Annotated in this window: 14 protein-coding genes and 1 rRNA gene; 9 read left to right on the plus strand and 6 right to left on the minus strand. The window is 71.7% G+C overall.

Annotated features, from left to right (window positions below; all coding sequences use genetic code 11):
* The 3 genes from ACFXA3_RS16600 to ACFXA3_RS16610 all read right to left on the minus strand — a co-directional run.
* Nucleotides 1-1,119, minus strand: a 1,119-nt coding sequence (locus ACFXA3_RS16600; RefSeq protein WP_385187368.1) for a serine/threonine-protein kinase, incomplete at its 3' end; no start/stop codon positions are given.
* Nucleotides 1,120-1,168: 49 nt separating this feature from the next.
* On the minus strand, nt 1,169-1,960 hold the full coding sequence (locus tag ACFXA3_RS16605; RefSeq protein WP_385187370.1) for a thioesterase family protein: 792 nt from the start codon (nt 1,958-1,960) through the stop codon (nt 1,169-1,171).
* 147 nt (nt 1,961-2,107) lie between these two features.
* Nucleotides 2,108-2,716 carry a LysE family translocator gene (locus tag ACFXA3_RS16610; RefSeq protein ID WP_385187372.1) on the minus strand — a complete coding sequence of 203 codons (609 nt, stop codon included), beginning with the start codon at nt 2,714-2,716 and terminating at the stop codon, nt 2,108-2,110.
* A 6-nt stretch (nt 2,717-2,722) separates the two neighbouring features.
* Between ACFXA3_RS16610 and ACFXA3_RS16615 the strand changes: the two genes are divergently transcribed.
* Entirely contained in the window at nt 2,723-3,277 is a 555-nt protein-coding gene (locus ACFXA3_RS16615) for a GNAT family N-acetyltransferase (RefSeq protein ID WP_385187374.1), read from the plus strand.
* Nucleotides 3,278-3,287: 10 nt separating this feature from the next.
* On the plus strand, nt 3,288-4,133 hold the full coding sequence (locus tag ACFXA3_RS16620) for a pentapeptide repeat-containing protein (RefSeq protein WP_385187376.1): 846 nt from the start codon (nt 3,288-3,290) through the stop codon (nt 4,131-4,133).
* A 4-nt stretch (nt 4,134-4,137) separates the two neighbouring features.
* On the opposite strand, the gene ACFXA3_RS16625 is transcribed toward ACFXA3_RS16620, so the two are convergent.
* Nucleotides 4,138-4,878 (minus strand): hypothetical protein, encoded by a 741-nt coding sequence (locus ACFXA3_RS16625; RefSeq protein ID WP_385187378.1) that lies wholly within the window; start codon nt 4,876-4,878, stop codon nt 4,138-4,140.
* A gap of 407 nt (nt 4,879-5,285) precedes the next feature.
* Between ACFXA3_RS16625 and ACFXA3_RS16630 the strand changes: the two genes are divergently transcribed.
* The 6 genes from ACFXA3_RS16630 (at nt 5,286) to ACFXA3_RS16655 (ending at nt 12,588) form a co-directional block, all read left to right on the plus strand.
* The gene (locus ACFXA3_RS16630; protein ID WP_008742356.1) at nt 5,286-5,594 is read left to right on the plus strand and encodes a hypothetical protein; all 309 of its coding nucleotides are present in this window, start codon (nt 5,286-5,288) and stop codon (nt 5,592-5,594) included.
* A 79-nt stretch (nt 5,595-5,673) separates the two neighbouring features.
* Nucleotides 5,674-6,513: a hypothetical protein gene (locus ACFXA3_RS16635; protein WP_385187380.1), complete on the plus strand. Its 840-nt coding sequence runs from the start codon at nt 5,674-5,676 to the stop codon at nt 6,511-6,513.
* Nucleotides 6,503-7,819 carry a hypothetical protein gene (locus ACFXA3_RS16640; protein WP_385187382.1) on the plus strand — a complete coding sequence of 439 codons (1,317 nt, stop codon included), beginning with the start codon at nt 6,503-6,505 and terminating at the stop codon, nt 7,817-7,819. Before ACFXA3_RS16635 ends, ACFXA3_RS16640 begins: the two co-directional genes overlap by 11 nt.
* Nucleotides 7,816-9,378 carry an SCO6880 family protein gene (locus ACFXA3_RS16645; protein ID WP_385187383.1) on the plus strand — a complete coding sequence of 521 codons (1,563 nt, stop codon included), beginning with the start codon at nt 7,816-7,818 and terminating at the stop codon, nt 9,376-9,378. The genes ACFXA3_RS16640 and ACFXA3_RS16645 overlap by 4 nt, the downstream gene beginning before the upstream one ends.
* Nucleotides 9,379-9,397: 19 nt before the next feature.
* A complete protein-coding gene (locus ACFXA3_RS16650; RefSeq protein ID WP_385187385.1) occupies nt 9,398-10,816 on the plus strand; it encodes an ATP-binding protein in 1,419 nt (472 codons plus the stop codon).
* Nucleotides 10,813-12,588, plus strand: a complete 1,776-nt coding sequence (locus ACFXA3_RS16655; RefSeq protein ID WP_385187387.1) for a type VI secretion protein — start codon at nt 10,813-10,815, stop codon at nt 12,586-12,588. Before ACFXA3_RS16650 ends, ACFXA3_RS16655 begins: the two co-directional genes overlap by 4 nt.
* Here the strand turns inward: ACFXA3_RS16655 and ACFXA3_RS16660 are convergent, their stop codons facing one another.
* Entirely contained in the window at nt 12,589-13,143 is a 555-nt protein-coding gene (locus ACFXA3_RS16660) for a GNAT family N-acetyltransferase (RefSeq protein WP_385187388.1), read from the minus strand.
* A gap of 39 nt (nt 13,144-13,182) precedes the next feature.
* Between ACFXA3_RS16660 and ACFXA3_RS16665 the strand changes: the two genes are divergently transcribed.
* The gene (locus ACFXA3_RS16665) at nt 13,183-14,004 is read left to right on the plus strand and encodes a DUF3626 domain-containing protein (protein WP_385187390.1); all 822 of its coding nucleotides are present in this window, start codon (nt 13,183-13,185) and stop codon (nt 14,002-14,004) included.
* Nucleotides 14,005-14,064: 60 nt separating this feature from the next.
* Here the strand turns inward: ACFXA3_RS16665 and rrf are convergent.
* A 5S ribosomal RNA gene (rrf, locus tag ACFXA3_RS16670) occupies nt 14,065-14,157 on the minus strand; the annotation flags it as partial.

A 14,157-nucleotide genomic window follows, 5' to 3' on the forward strand; every position in this document is an offset into this window, starting at 1 on the left:
CTGCCCGGCCGGCAGGCCCGCGGCCTGTCCGCCACCGCCCGCCCGCCCGCCGTCCTTGTCCGGGATCAGCAGGTACCCGCCCGTGGCGAGGCCGCCCACCACCAGACCGGTGACGGCCAGCAGCGCCCAGCGCGACGTACGCCACCGGCCCTCGCGCCCCCGGGGCTGTCCCGGGTCACCCGGAGGCACGTAGGTCGGTACGTACACCGGGCCGGCGGGCAGCCCCGGGCCGATGGTCGAGGCCAGTCCCGGCAGGTGCCCCGACACCTCCCCGGCCGTCGCCAGCAGCGACGCGTACACGGCGTCCTCGATCAGCGCCGAATCCACCGCACAACGTCGAATGATCTCTGCGGGAGCAGGCCTCGCACCCGGGTCCACCACCACGCAGGCCTTGATCAGGTCGGCGAGACCGGGCTCCACGCCCTCGACGTCGATGTCACCGTGCACCGCCCGGAAGTTGACCGCCGTCGGCTCGCCCGTGCCGTACGGCGCCCGTCCCGTCGCCGCGTAGGCCATCGTGGCGCCGAGGGCGAAGACGTCGGCCGCGGCCGCCACCTCGTTGCGCAGCAGCACCTCCGGAGCCGTGTAGCCCGGGGTGCCCGGAGCGGTGCCGAACTGCGTGAGAGCCGTCTGGGCCGCGCCCTTGGCAATCCCGAAGTCGATGAGCTGCGGCCCCTGCGCACCCAGGATCACGTTCTGCGGCTTGAGGTCCCGGTGCGTCACCCCGTACGCGTGGACGCTCGCCAGCCCCTCCGCCAGCGCTGCGAACAGCCTGCGGCACGTGGCTGCGGGCAGCGCTCCGAACTCGCCCACGGCATGGCTGAGCGTCGGGCCCGCCACGTACTCGGTGGCCAGCCAGAACGGCGGCGCCGCCAGCGAGGCGTCGATCAGGTTCGCGGTGTACGCGGACCGCACCGCACGGACCGTCTCGGCCTCCCGGCGGAACCGCGCGAGCGCCTCCGGGTGCCCGGTGATCTCGTCCTTGATCACCTTGATGGCCACCAGGCGGCCGCCCGGCGACCGTCCGAGGTACACCTGCCCCATACCACCGGCACCCAGCCGGGCCAGCAGTGTCTGCGCCCCGATGTGGGCGGGGTCGGTGTCTCTCAGAGCCTCCATCCGCACGAGACTGCCATACCGACTCCGCTGCCGAAGAGGAGGGTTGGAATCAGCGCGGTGCGACGAACAGGCTCTGCGCGCTGCGCCCGATGGGCCCCTTCTCGTCGTGCAGCCGGGCGTCCGCGAGGCCGATCCCGGCCGCGTCCACGCTCGTACGGGCCTCCACGCAGGCCCATTCGCCGACCGGGTGCCGGTGCAGGTGCACGGTCAGGTCGCCGTTGATGAAGACGTACCGGGCGAAGTCCATCACCGAGCTGATCCCGTTGCCCGAGTCGGCGGCGACCAGCACCCGGTCCAGCGGCCGGGTCTCCTCCCCGGCGATGAGCGCCACCTTCATCCGCATCCAGCAGGTGCCGGGCCCGAGCGAGACGAACGTGCCCTGCGTGAACCGGGTCTCCATCGCCGAGTGGTAGCCGGTCTCCCACGGCACCGGGAAGAACGGCGTCTCCCCCACCTGCCCGGGCGGCGGCAGCTGCGGCGCCGGGGTCACGCCGGGCACGGGCTCCGCGGCCACCCGGATCCGCAGCGCCCGCGCGAGCATCACCGGCGCTGCACCGGCGGGGGCGAGGGCGGCCTCGACGACCTCGGTGCTCCGGCCGGCCCGCAGCACCGAGGTGGTGACCTCCAGCGGGCCGATCGGCACGGGCCGCAGGATCTCGTACGTGATCCTCGCGATCCGCATGTCCGACCGGGCGCCCTCCCGTTCCTCCACGGCCCGCCCGAGCAGCGCGGCCGGCGGCCCGGCATGCTGCGAGCCCGGGTCCCACGGCCCGCGCGTGAACTCGGTGGCCAGGAACCGCCCGGCATCGACCCGTTCGTAGAACGCCTCGGAGATCGCCATGCCCGGCACGCTACCGACAGGTAACCCGTCCCGCCAGGCCTTCCGGGAACAACCCGGCGGAACACCGGCCCGACGGAACACCGGCCCGGCGGGACACCATGCGGCTGTCCGGCGGCCGGCCGCCCCGCGGCTCAGCGGCTCAGCGGCTCAGCGGGCGAAGCCCAGCCCCACGCCCAGCCCCACCAGCACCGAGCCGATCGCCCGGTTCAGCGCCTTCTGCGCCTTCAGCATCCGGTCGCGCAGCCGCGAGTTCGAGAAGAACAGCGCGACCGCACCGAACCACCCCAGGTGCGCCGCCGACATGAACAGCCCGTACCCGGCCTGCTGCCACACCGGTGTCTGCGGATCGACGACCTGCGTGAACGTAGACACGACGAACAGCGTCGTCTTCGGGTTGAGCACGTTGGTCAGGAACCCTGACCGCAGCGCGCCCAGCCGGGTCAGCTGCGGCTTGGACTCCAGGTCGACCGTCACCTCGGCCCGCGCCCGGAAGGTCCGGATCCCGATCCACACCAGGTACCCGGCACCCGCCAGTTTGATCGCCGTGAACAGGGCGGTCGAGGACGCGATGAGCAGCCCGACCCCGAGCATCGTGTACGAGACGTGCACCAGCACGCCGGCCGCGACCCCGGCCGCCGCGAACAGCCCGGTGGGCCGCCCGTACAGATAGCTGTTGCGGACCACCATGGCGAAATCGGCGCCCGGACTGATCACGGCGAGGAGGGTGATGACGGCAACTGCGATCACTTCTGTCATGTACGGATGCTGACCGCACCGGCCCCCGCGATCAACCGGGTTCCGCACACCAATACTTGGAGCATGGACACACCCCCTTCGCCGCTCACCCTGCGCCCGTTCCGCCCCGCGGACGACGCCCCGGCCCTGCGCCGCTGGATCACGAGCCGGGCCGAGCTCGTCACCTGGGCGGGACCCTCCTTCACCTGGCCCCTGGACGACGCCCAGCTCACCGCGTACGCCGCCGAGCCGGACCGGCACACCTGGACCGCGCTCTCCGCCGACTCCGCCCCCGTCGGCCACGTCTCCGTACGCGGCACCCGCCTGGGCCGGGTACTGATCGCCCCCGCGGCACGCGGCCGGGGCCTCGGCGAGACCCTCCTCACACTCGCCGTCGCCCGCGCCTTCGACGAGCTCGGCCTCACCTCGCTCGACCTCGGCGTCTACACCCACAACACCACCGCCGTACGCCTCTACGAGAAGCTCGGCTTCCGCGCCGTACAGGTACTGGAGGACGTGGAGCAGGTCGACGGCGTCCACTGGTCGGCCCTCCAGATGCGGCTGACCGCCCCGGAGCGTTGACAATGGAGGGGTGTCCGCCACCCCCGCCACCCCGGCCTCCCCCGACCTCCCCTCCCTCCCCGTCCTGCACGCAGACTGCTCGAACTGCTTCGCGCTGTGCTGCGTCGCCCTGCCCTTCGCCAAGTCCAACGACTTCGCGGTGAACAAGGCCGCCGGAACCCCCTGCAAGAACCTCCGGCAGGACTTCCGCTGCTCCATCCACACCCGGCTGCGCGACAAGGGCTTCCAGGGCTGCACCGTCTTCGACTGCTTCGGCGCGGGCCAGCAGGTCTCCCAGGTGACCTTCGGCGGCCGGGACTGGCGGGCGCACCCCGGCACGGCCGGCTCGATGTACGAGGTCTTCCCCGTGATGCGGCAGCTGCACGAGCTGCTCTTCTACGTCACCGCGGCACTCGCCCTCCCGGCGGCCGCCCCCGTCCACGCCGACCTGCGCCGCGCCCGGACCGAAACCGCGCAGTGGACGTCGGCCGACGCGGACGCCCTCACCGCCCTGGACGTCGGCGCCCTGCGCGGACGCGTCAACGCGCTCCTCCTGCGCGCCAGCGAGCTGGCCCGGGCCGAGGCCCCGGCCCGCAGGAAGAACCATCGCGGCGCCGACCTGATGGGCGCCCGCCTCGCCGGCGCGGACCTGCGCGGAGCCACCTTCCGCGGCGCCTACCTGATCGCCGCCGACCTCAGCGGCGCGGACCTGCGCGGGGCGGACCTGATCGGCGCCGACTTCCGCGACGCGGACCTGCGCGGGGCGGACCTGCGCGACGCCCTCTTCCTGACCCAGGCCCAGCTCAACGCGGCCAGGGGCGACGCCGCGACCAAGATCCCCACGACCTTGGCCCGGCCCGCCCACTGGTCCGCGTAACGCCTCAGGGCCTGATGATGGCCGTCCACCCCGACGGGCAGGAGAGCACACCCGTGACGGTGTAGCCGCACTGGTTCTCGTACACCTCACCCGTCGTCGTCAGCACCTTAACGAACACCGTGTAGGCGGCGGTGCTGACCGACACCCCGCACGCGTTGCGCGGGTGCCCCGGGTTCAGCTGCGTGGTGAGGTCCCGCCAGACGTACGGGCCGACCACCGGCACCGACGGCCGTACGCCCAGGAACGTCCGGCCCCGGTGCAGCGCGGCGCTGAACTCCAGCCCGTTCGCCCCTTGGGTCGTGTCGATGTCCTGGCACGGCCCGTGCTCACCCTTCGGCCCCCGGTCCCCCTTGGGCCCCTTGTCACCCTTGTCGCCCTTCGGACCCTTGTCACCCTTCGGTCCCTGCGGCCCGTGCTCACCCTTCGGCCCCCGGTCCCCCTTGGGCCCCTTCTCACCCTTGTCGCCCTTCGGCCCGCACGGGTTCGCAGGCGCCGCCTTGCCGGCCTTCTTGACCTTGAGGGTCTTCGCGGCCTTGGCCTTGCGCGCTTTGGCCGGCAGCGTCCGCACGTCCGGCTCCGGACACTTCGCGGCCCAGCCGGGCACCTCCGCGGTCGCCGCCGTCCCCTGAACGGCAGCCACCGCCGGAACCGAGGCGCAGGTGAGCGCGATCGCCAGCGGCACTGCGAAGCCACCGGCCAGCCACGCCCGCCGGCCCACCCTCGATACGGAACCCCTCGAACCCATCCGTCCCACTCCTCGCGTCGTCGTACCCGAACGGCCTGGAGCATCCCCCGTAACCCCCCGTACGGATGGAACGACTGACGGAATGTCGGACGAAGGTCAGCGACTCGGCCCAACGACACGCCCGCCCACTGCGCCGAACGGCCCCGCCCCCGGCAGCCCCCCGCACGGCGAAAGGGCAATCATTGCCCGTGGTCAACCCCCGTGATACACAGAGTGACCATACGTTCTTTCGCATACTCCACTGCCCGTGCCCAGGTCAGAGCGCACGGACGGGCAAAGGGCGGGAGATCGGGTAAAGAGAGCCGTCAAGTCGACGTACGACGGCGGTTTCATCAGCGAAGATAGTACGTGACCCCTGCCGTCGGGCACGGGATACCAGAACTACCCATACAGGGGCGGTGAGTTACATGATCCTGGCAGCCGAAAAGGGCGACATCACCACCATCATCGGCGGAATCGCCCCGAACTGGGGGCCGTTCGGCAGTCTCGGCAACGAAGCGAAGGTCATGATCGAGGTGGTCATGGCCGTCGCGATCCTCCTCTGCCTCGGCATCGCCATCTGGGGCGCGGCCAAACAGCGCATCGGCGCGACCGCCCTGCGCGACACGTTCAGCGCGGAACAGGGCAAGGGCCTGATCGTCGCCGGCCTCACCGGCGTGTTCATCATCGGCTCCCTCGGCACCCTCTTCACCATCGTCTACGGAATGGCCGTCTAGCCGGGCCGCCCACCGGCAGCCGGACCTGATGAGGACTCACCACACCACCGTCGTACGACGCAGAGGGGGCGGACACGAAATGAGCAACGACGACCAGTACGGCGGTGGCAGCGGCAGCGGCTACGGCGAGATCGGCGGCACGGGCCAGACCCGCACCCGCCTCCCGGAGTCCCCCTCGGACCCGTACGGCCCGCCCCGCCGCACCCCGCGAGCCTCGCGGAGCCTGGTCACGGTGGTCGGCGTGGTGGTCCTCCTGATCGCCGCGATCGCGTTCGCGAACCAGTCGGGCGACACCCCGACCACCCCCGCGACGGACACCCCGCCCACCCCCGCCACCACCCAGGCCACGGGCACCCACCCGGTGGACGCCAAGAACGGCGGAATCCCGAAGGGCTTCGCGCACGACGAACAAGGAGCCCAATCGGCCGCCGCCAACTACGCGGTCGCGCTCGGCTCCGACCTCATGTTCAAGAAGAACAGCCGTCACGCCCTCGTGGACAGCATCTACACACCCGATGCGGCGGCCCGCCTGAAGGGCCCTCAGGACGAGGCGTACTCCACCGCCTTCCTCACCAAGCTCGGACTCGACGCGAACGGCACCTCTCCACAGGACAGCACCTTCGTCACGCGCACCGTGCCGGTCGGCACCCGCGTCGACGACTACAACCCGACCAGTGCCAAGATCTCGGTCTGGTGCACGGGCCTCATCGGCATGTCAGGCCCCAAGTCCACCGACCCCGTCCGCACCTCGTGGAGAACGTGGACGTTCGATCTGACCTGGGCCGGGGACGACTGGAAGATCGTCTCCGACGCCTCGCACGACGGCCCCGCACCGGTTCCCGGCGACGTCCCCGCCTCCACGTCCGATGACATCAGCAAGGCAACCAAGGAGTTCGGAGGGTTCACCTATGCCCGCTAGCCTCCGACTCCGGGTGGGAGTCGTCGCCTCCGTCCACATGGCCGTCGTGGCCCTGGCCACCCGCGCCTACGCCGCACCCGGGCCCACCACCTCGCCCTCTCCCTCACCACAGGCGAGCACCGACCCCTGCGCCGCACTCAGCGGCCCCTCCAAGCAGTACTGCGAACTCGGGGACGGCGCGGCCAAGGGTGGCACACCCCGTACCGGCATTTCCGGCGACCCCTCCGACGCGCTCAACCCCCTGGCCTCCCTCGCCAAGGGCTGCGCCGACGCCGCCGCCTGGATCGTCACCGAGCTCAGCAAAGCGATCAACGGCACGGCCAACGTCGACTTCACCAACGGCGCCTTCCTCAAGCAGTACGCCATCGTCTTCGCCGCCTCCACCATCCTCACGCTCGTCCTCTGGCTCTTCGCCGTCGCCAAGCGCGCCATCCGCGGCGTCCCCCTCACCACCGCCATCTCCGAAGCCGTCGGCTTCCTCTGGCTCACTGTCCTGGCCTCCGCCTTCACCCCCCTGATCCTCTACACCGTCGTCTCCGCCACCGACGGCGTCACCGAGGTCATCGCCTCGGCGTCCGGCGGCCAGACCGACGTGTTCTTCGGATCCTTCATCGAGGCCCTGAAGAAGGGCGACTCCATCGGCGGCGGCCCGATCATGCTGATCGTCGTCTCGCTCGTCACCGTCCTCGCCGCCGGCGTCCTCTTCCTCGAACTCTTCATCCGGGCCGCCCTGCTCTACGTCGGCGCCCTCCTCGGCGTCGTCGTCTACGCCGGACTCGTCGACCGGAACCTGTGGGGCCACGTCCGCCGCTGGGCCGGCATCATGATCGCCGTCATCCTCGTGAAGCCGGTCATCGTCATCGTCCTCGGCCTCGCCGGAGCCCTCGCCGGCGAAAAGGGCCCCAACGCCTTCTCCGCCGTCGTCTCCGGCCTCGCGATCATCCTCCTGGCCATCTTCGCCTCCGCGATGATCTACCGCTTCGTACCCGGCTTCGGCGACGAGATCGCCTCCGCCCGCTCGAACCGCAGCAAGGCCACCGACGGCGCCCAGGCCGCCGCCGTCATCAGCTCCCCGGCCTCCCTCGTATCCCAGGGCATCAAGACGCACAGCAGCCGCGGCGCCCACCGCGGAGGCGGTGACGGCGGCGGATCCAGCGCCCCCCGCCCCGCCAACCCCATCTCCGGAGGCGTGGCCGCCCACAGCAGCCGCCCCTCCGGCGGCGCAGGCGGCGGATCCGCCCCCTCCGCCGCACCCGCGCCCCGCTCCGGATCGAGTACGAGGAACACAGGAGGTGACGGGCGTTGACGACCCAGTCCCACCAGCTGCACCCGGTCGCGCCCCGCCGCACGTATCTCATCGGCCGTGCCCGGCCGAACGCGATCGTCGGCAAGAACCGCGAGAGCGGCGAGATCGCCCTGATCATCGTCGGCGCGTTCTTCGGCATGATGAGCGGCCTGCTCGTCCCCGACCTCACCCTGCGCATCGTCAGCCTCGCCGGCTTCCCCATGCTCGCGCTCGCCGCCGTGTACGTCCCGTACAAGGGCCGCACCTTCTACAAGTGGTTCGAGATCAACCGCAGCTACAAGCGCACCCTGCGCCGCGGCACGACGTTCCGCTCCGGCGCCATGGAAGCCGGCGTCCGCGCCGCCGACGGCCGCGAGGTCGAGGTCGGCCCGCCCCCCGGCATCGGCCGGATCAACTGGCTCGCCGCCCCGTTCGGCCCCGACGAGATCGCCGTCCTCCTGCACGCCGACCGCAGGACCGTCACCGCCGCCATCGAGATCGAGGGCCCCGGCGTCGGCCTGCGCGACAGCGAGGACCAGGAAGCCCTCGTCGACCGCTTCGGCACCCTCCTCAAGCACGTGGCCAACGGCGACGGCTTCGTCACCCGCCTCCAGATGCTCGCCCGCACCCTCCCCGCCGACCCGGACGCCCACGCCAAGGACGTCGCCCAGCGCGGCGACGCAGGCGCTCCCGTCTGGCTGCGCGACTCCTACGACCAGCTCCAGTCGATGGTCTCCACCTCCTCCGAGCAGCACCGCGCGTACCTCGTCGCCTGCATGCACTACACGCGCGAACTCGCCGCCGAGGCCCACACCATCGCCCGCGCCGGCACCCCCCACAAGGGCCGCAAACTCGACCGCGACGCCGGCCTCGCCATCGTCATGGCCCGCGAGCTCACCGACATCTGCGCCCGCCTCGCCGAGGCCGACATCCGCGTCCGCCAGCCCCTCGGCCAGGGCCGCCTCGCCTCCCTCGTGCACTCCATGTACGACCCCGACCACCCCATCGACCACATCCAGGCCATGACCAAGCGCAACGCCTGGCCCGCCGAACTCGACGCGGTGGAACCCACGTACCTGCAGGCCAAGACCCGCGAGTCCTCCACCCGCGCCCCCTGGTGCCACGCCACCGCCTGGGTGAAGGAGTGGCCGATGACCCCCGTCGGCGTCAACTTCCTCGCACCCCTCCTCGTCCACACCCCGGACGTGATCCGCACCGTCGCCGTCACCATGGATCTGGAGCCCACCGAGGTGGCCATCGAGCGCATGCTCACGGAGAAGACCAACGACGAGGCCGACGCCAGCCGCGCCGCCAAGATGAACCGCACCGTCGACCCCCGCGACATCGCCGCCCACGGCCGGCTCGACCAAAGAGGTGAAGATCTCGCCAGCGGTGCGGCAGGAGTCAACCTGGTCGGGTACATCACGGTGTCCTCGCGTTCCCCGGAAGCCCTGGCACGGGACAAGCGCACCATCCGCGCCTCGGCCGGCAAGTCGTACCTGAAGCTCGAATGGTGCGACCGCGAACACCACCGCGCCTTCGTCAACACCCTGCCGTTCGCCACCGGCATCCGACGCTAGCTGGAGGGAAGTGCCGCCCATGCGAGATCCCATGTCCGCTCTGACGGACGCCTTCACCAGCTTCCTGTTCGGCAAGGTCGAGACCACGCGCCTGCCCGTCCGCACCTCCACCGGGCAGGCGCAGGCCGTCTACCTGCCCACCGCCGCCCCCGGACTCGGCGACTCCGGCGTCATCATCGGCCGCGAGGTCTACAGCGGCAAGGGCTACATCTACGACCCCTTCCAGCTGTACGGCCAGCAGCTCCCGGCCCCGCACTGGCTGGTCCTCGGCGAGTCCGGCAACGGCAAGTCCGCCCTGGAGAAGACGTACGTACTGCGCCAGCTCCGCTTCCGCGACCGCCAGGTCGTCGTCCTCGACGCCCAGGGCGAGGACGGCGTCGGCGAGTGGAACCTGATCGCCCAGCAGCTGGGGATAACCCCCATCCGCCTGGACCCCATCGCCGCCAACGACGACGGGATCCGCCTCAACCCCCTCGACCCGGCGATCACCACGACCGGCCAGCTCGCCCTGCTCCGGACCATCATCGAAGTCGCCATGGGCCACGGCCTCGACGAGCGCTCCGGCTTCGCCCTCAAGGTCGCGCACGCGTACGTCGTCGACACCATCCGCGACCGCCAGCCGGTCCTGACCGACATCGTCGAGCAACTGCGCCACCCGGAACCCGAATCCGCCCACGCGATGAACGTCGACATAGACGATGTCCGGGCCTGGGGCCTCGACGTCGCGCTCGTCATCGACCGCCTCGTCGACGGCGACCTGCGCGGCATGTTCGACGGGCCCACGACCGTCGGCATCGACCTCGACGCCCCACTGATCGTCTTCGACCTCTCCCACATCGACCGCAACTCCATCGCCATGCCGATCCTGATGGCGATCGTCGGCGTGTGGCTGGAACACACCTGGATCCGCCCGGACCGCAAGAAGCGCATCTTCCTCGTCGAAGAGGCCTGGCACATCATCAACAGCCCCTTCGTGGCCCAGCTGTTCCAGCGCCTCCTGAAGTTCGGCCGCCGCCTCGGCCTGTCCTTCGTCGCCGTCGTCCACCACCTCTCGGACGTCGTCGACGGCGCGGCCGCCCGCGAGGCCGCGGCCATCCTGAAGATGGCCTCGACCCGCACCATCTACGCCCAGAAGGCCGACGAGGCCCGCGCCACGGGCCGGGTCCTCGGCCTGCCCCGCTGGGCGGTGGAGATCATCCCGACCCTCACCCCCGGCATCGCGGTCTGGGACGTCAACGGCAACGTCCAGGTGGTCAAACACCTGATCACCGAGGCGGAACGGCCCCTCGTCTACACCGACCGCGCGATGACCGAATCGTCCGCCCCCCAGCTCCCGGACGACGTGCTGGCCGCCGAACTCGAAGCGGAACAGCGCGCCCTCCACATGGAACGCCACCGCAACGGCGGCGGCCCGGGCTCGGCGACCACGGTGGCATGACCATGCGCGACGGCGACCCCGGACGCCCGGGCGGCATCCCCGACGGCGTCCTCGTCGGCCTCCTGGCCTTCCTCCTCGGCCTGGCGGCCCTGGTCTGGACGTCGACGGGCCTGGCCGCGCTCTTCGCGAAGGGCTCCTGGCCGGCCACGGTGACCTTCACCCGCACCCCGGGGGCCGTCCGCGCGCTGATAACTCAACCGCACGACGTTCCGGGAGCCTGGCCGGACACGGACCCGGCGGCCCTCTCGGGCTGGGGCCTGTTCTGGGGCCTGTTCATCAGCCAGCTGCTGATCCTGTTCGTCCTGACGGTCTTCACGATGGGCGTCATCGCCCGCACGAAGTCCCGCCGCACAACCTCCCGCCCCAGACCGCCGTTCGAGGCACCGGGCGTCCCGCCCACGCACACCGGAAGCGGAGCCCCGGGCCGGTCCGGCCATACCGCCCCGAGCCCGCTGCCCACCCCTGCCCAGCCGGCGTCCGACGCGCCGGGACCCGGACCCGACGCCCCCGCCACCTCCCGGACGGCAGACCCGACAGCGCTCCCGCACCCGGCCCGGCCGGAGCCCGCGGGCACAGCCCCCGGCGGCTCCGGTGCCGCCGTCCCGACCGCTCACCCGGCGGCCGCACCGGCCCATCCGGCCCACCCGGCCGCGCAGGCGTTCGCGGCACCGACGTCGGGCCCCGGGGGCACCCGCCCGGCCGCTCGCACCCCGAACCCCGCAACGCTTCCCTACCCGGCCCCGGAAGCCCTCCCGGCCCCGGCGACCACCCCGACCACCCCGGCCCCGCCGGCGTTCGAGGCGTGGGGCCCCGGGGGCGGCACCCCCGGCAGGGACATCGGAGCCGCCGCCGGCCGCATGGCCTACGGCAGCCCCTCCGTCCGCCACTCCCTGGCCACCCGGGCCCTGGCGGCAGCCGAAGGCTCGGCCCTCGTCCTGACCTCCTCGCCCGCCCTCTGGGCCGAGACGAAGGACGCCCGTGCCAAACTCGGCCCGGTCCTCCTCTACGACCCCTCGCACCTGTGCGACACCCCCGCCCGCATGCACTGGAACCCCACCGACGCCTGCGCCGACCGCGACATCGCCGCCGCCCGCGCGATAGCGCTCCTGGCCCCCGTACGCCCCCAGGCCCGTATGGACGCGGCCATCGCCGACACGGCGGAAACGCTCCTGCGCAGCTGGCTCCAGGCGGCCGCCCTCGACGACCGCCCGTTCAAGCAGCTGCACCGCTGGGCCCAGGGCAACAGCGCCCAGGACCCGGTGCGCATCCTCCGTACGCACCGCCGCGCCGCCCCCGGCGCCGCCGGCGAGCTGGAGAGCGCCCTCACCGCGCACCCCGAACGCCGCGAACAGGCCCAGTACCTGACGGCCCGTGCCCTGTCCTGCCTCACGTCCATCCACATCCGCGAGGCCTGCAACACGAACCGAACAGATGCACTGACCTTGGCTTCGTTCGTCTCCGAAGGGGGCACCCTCTACGTGGTGGGCGAACCGCTGGAGGACCCCCGCACCCACCCGGGTGCGATGCCCCTGCTGACCGCACTCACCGCGAGCGTGGTCGAGCACGGCCGCCGCATGGCCGCACGGTCATCCCACGGCCGGCTCGACCCACCACTCACCCTGGTGCTGGAGGACATCGCGGCCGTCGCCCCGATCCCCCGGCTCCCGGAACTGCTCCAGGAGGACACCCTCCCCCTGCTGGCCCTGTGCCGCAGCCGCGAACAGGCCCGCGCCCGCTGGCCCGAGGCCGTCTTCGAACCGACCCATCACTGACTAGGGCCGCGCAAGCACGTACTCCAGCTCGGTGGCATCCGGATCCCCAGGCACCGGCACCACCTGTCCGGTGGCCCGGAACCCGAACCGCCGGTAGAAGGCCCCTGCCCGCCCGTTGCCCTCGTGCACGAACAGCCGTACGCGCTCCAGCGCCGGCCCTTCCAACGACCAGGCCCAGTCCAGCGCGGCCGTGAAGAGGGCTTCGGTCACCCCGGTGCCCCGCTCCCCGGCCCGTACGAACACCCCCACGAGATGCCCCTGCGTCTGCTCGACGGCCCGTTCGAAGAAGTCCGTCGTCCCGCCCTCCTCGACCAGGACGGTCACCGAACCGACCCACTGGCCGTCCGCGCCCTCGGCGACGAACTGCCGCGCGTGCCGCCCCTGCGAGGCCCTCGACGCCCGGTCCTGCCAGAACTCGTCCGTCCTGGACTCCGCCTGGGCCAGTGTCTCCAGGAACGCCACCGGCGCCGCCGGATCCTTCAGGGCCTCGATCCGCTGCTCTTTGACCTTCTGCCATTCGTCCGCCCGCACCGGGCGCATCACATGATCACTCATGTGCCGGGATCCAATCACAGCCTGGTGCACACTGCATCCATGAATCCCCACACCCGGGCTCTGCGCCACGTCACCGATCTCTCCTCGGGTCCTCCGCTGGATCCGGCCCTCCCGGTGACGCTCAACTTCCATCCGGACCGCCTGTTCGGGGACCGGCACATCCTCACCGCCCTGGCCGAGGACGGCGTGTACCGCTCGCAGTTCGTCACGGGAACCGGCAACGGCGGTCTCACCGCCCATCCGGGCGGAGCACGCTGGCTCTGGGAGAGCCGCATCTTCGGCGGCGCCTACGACGGCGCGCCGGCCGATGCCCGGCCCGTCTACGGGGCCCTGAACTTCCGCGGACGCCCGGTCGGCGCCGCGCCCCGCTTCGGTTCGGCGCACTTCCGTCTCACCGCGGACGCCCTGCCCCGCACCACGTTCTGCTACCCGGACAGCTACCTCGAACCGGAGTCCTTCGGGGTCGCCGACCGCATGTCCCTGATCGAGCTCGCGGAGGCCGACGACCAGGACGTCCTGGACGACTACATCGAGGCCCAGGTCCACGCCCCGGTCCGGCTCGACCGGGATGTCGCCGCGCTCGTACTCGACCCGAGCCATCGGAACACCGAAGTCGAGGCGGCCGCCGAGAAGCTTCCCTGTGCGATCGAATGGCACGCCGGCTTCCACCTCACCGTCGAAGAACTCCGCCGCCACCCCGACTACCGGGGCCAGGCGTACGTCGACCTGGGGGCGGCGATCGCCGTGGCGGGCGTGCTGACCCCGCGCGTCATCGGCGATGCGGCCCGCTCCGGCCGGTACGACGCGCAAGCCCTCAAGCGGGTCTGGCACTACCTGGCCCGTTTCGGACAACGCCCGTAAACGCAGAAAAGCCCCGCACCGAACCCATAAGGGCTGGTGCGGGGCTTTCCCACAATGATTGTTCGGCGGCGTCCTACTCTCCCACAGGGTCCCCCCTGCAGTACCATCGGCGCTGAAAGGCTTAGCTTCCGGGTTCGGAATGTAACCGGGCGT

Source organism: Streptomyces sp. NPDC059456, assembly GCF_042750055.1.
In the GTDB taxonomy this organism is placed as follows: Bacteria; Actinomycetota; Actinomycetes; order Streptomycetales; family Streptomycetaceae; genus Streptomyces.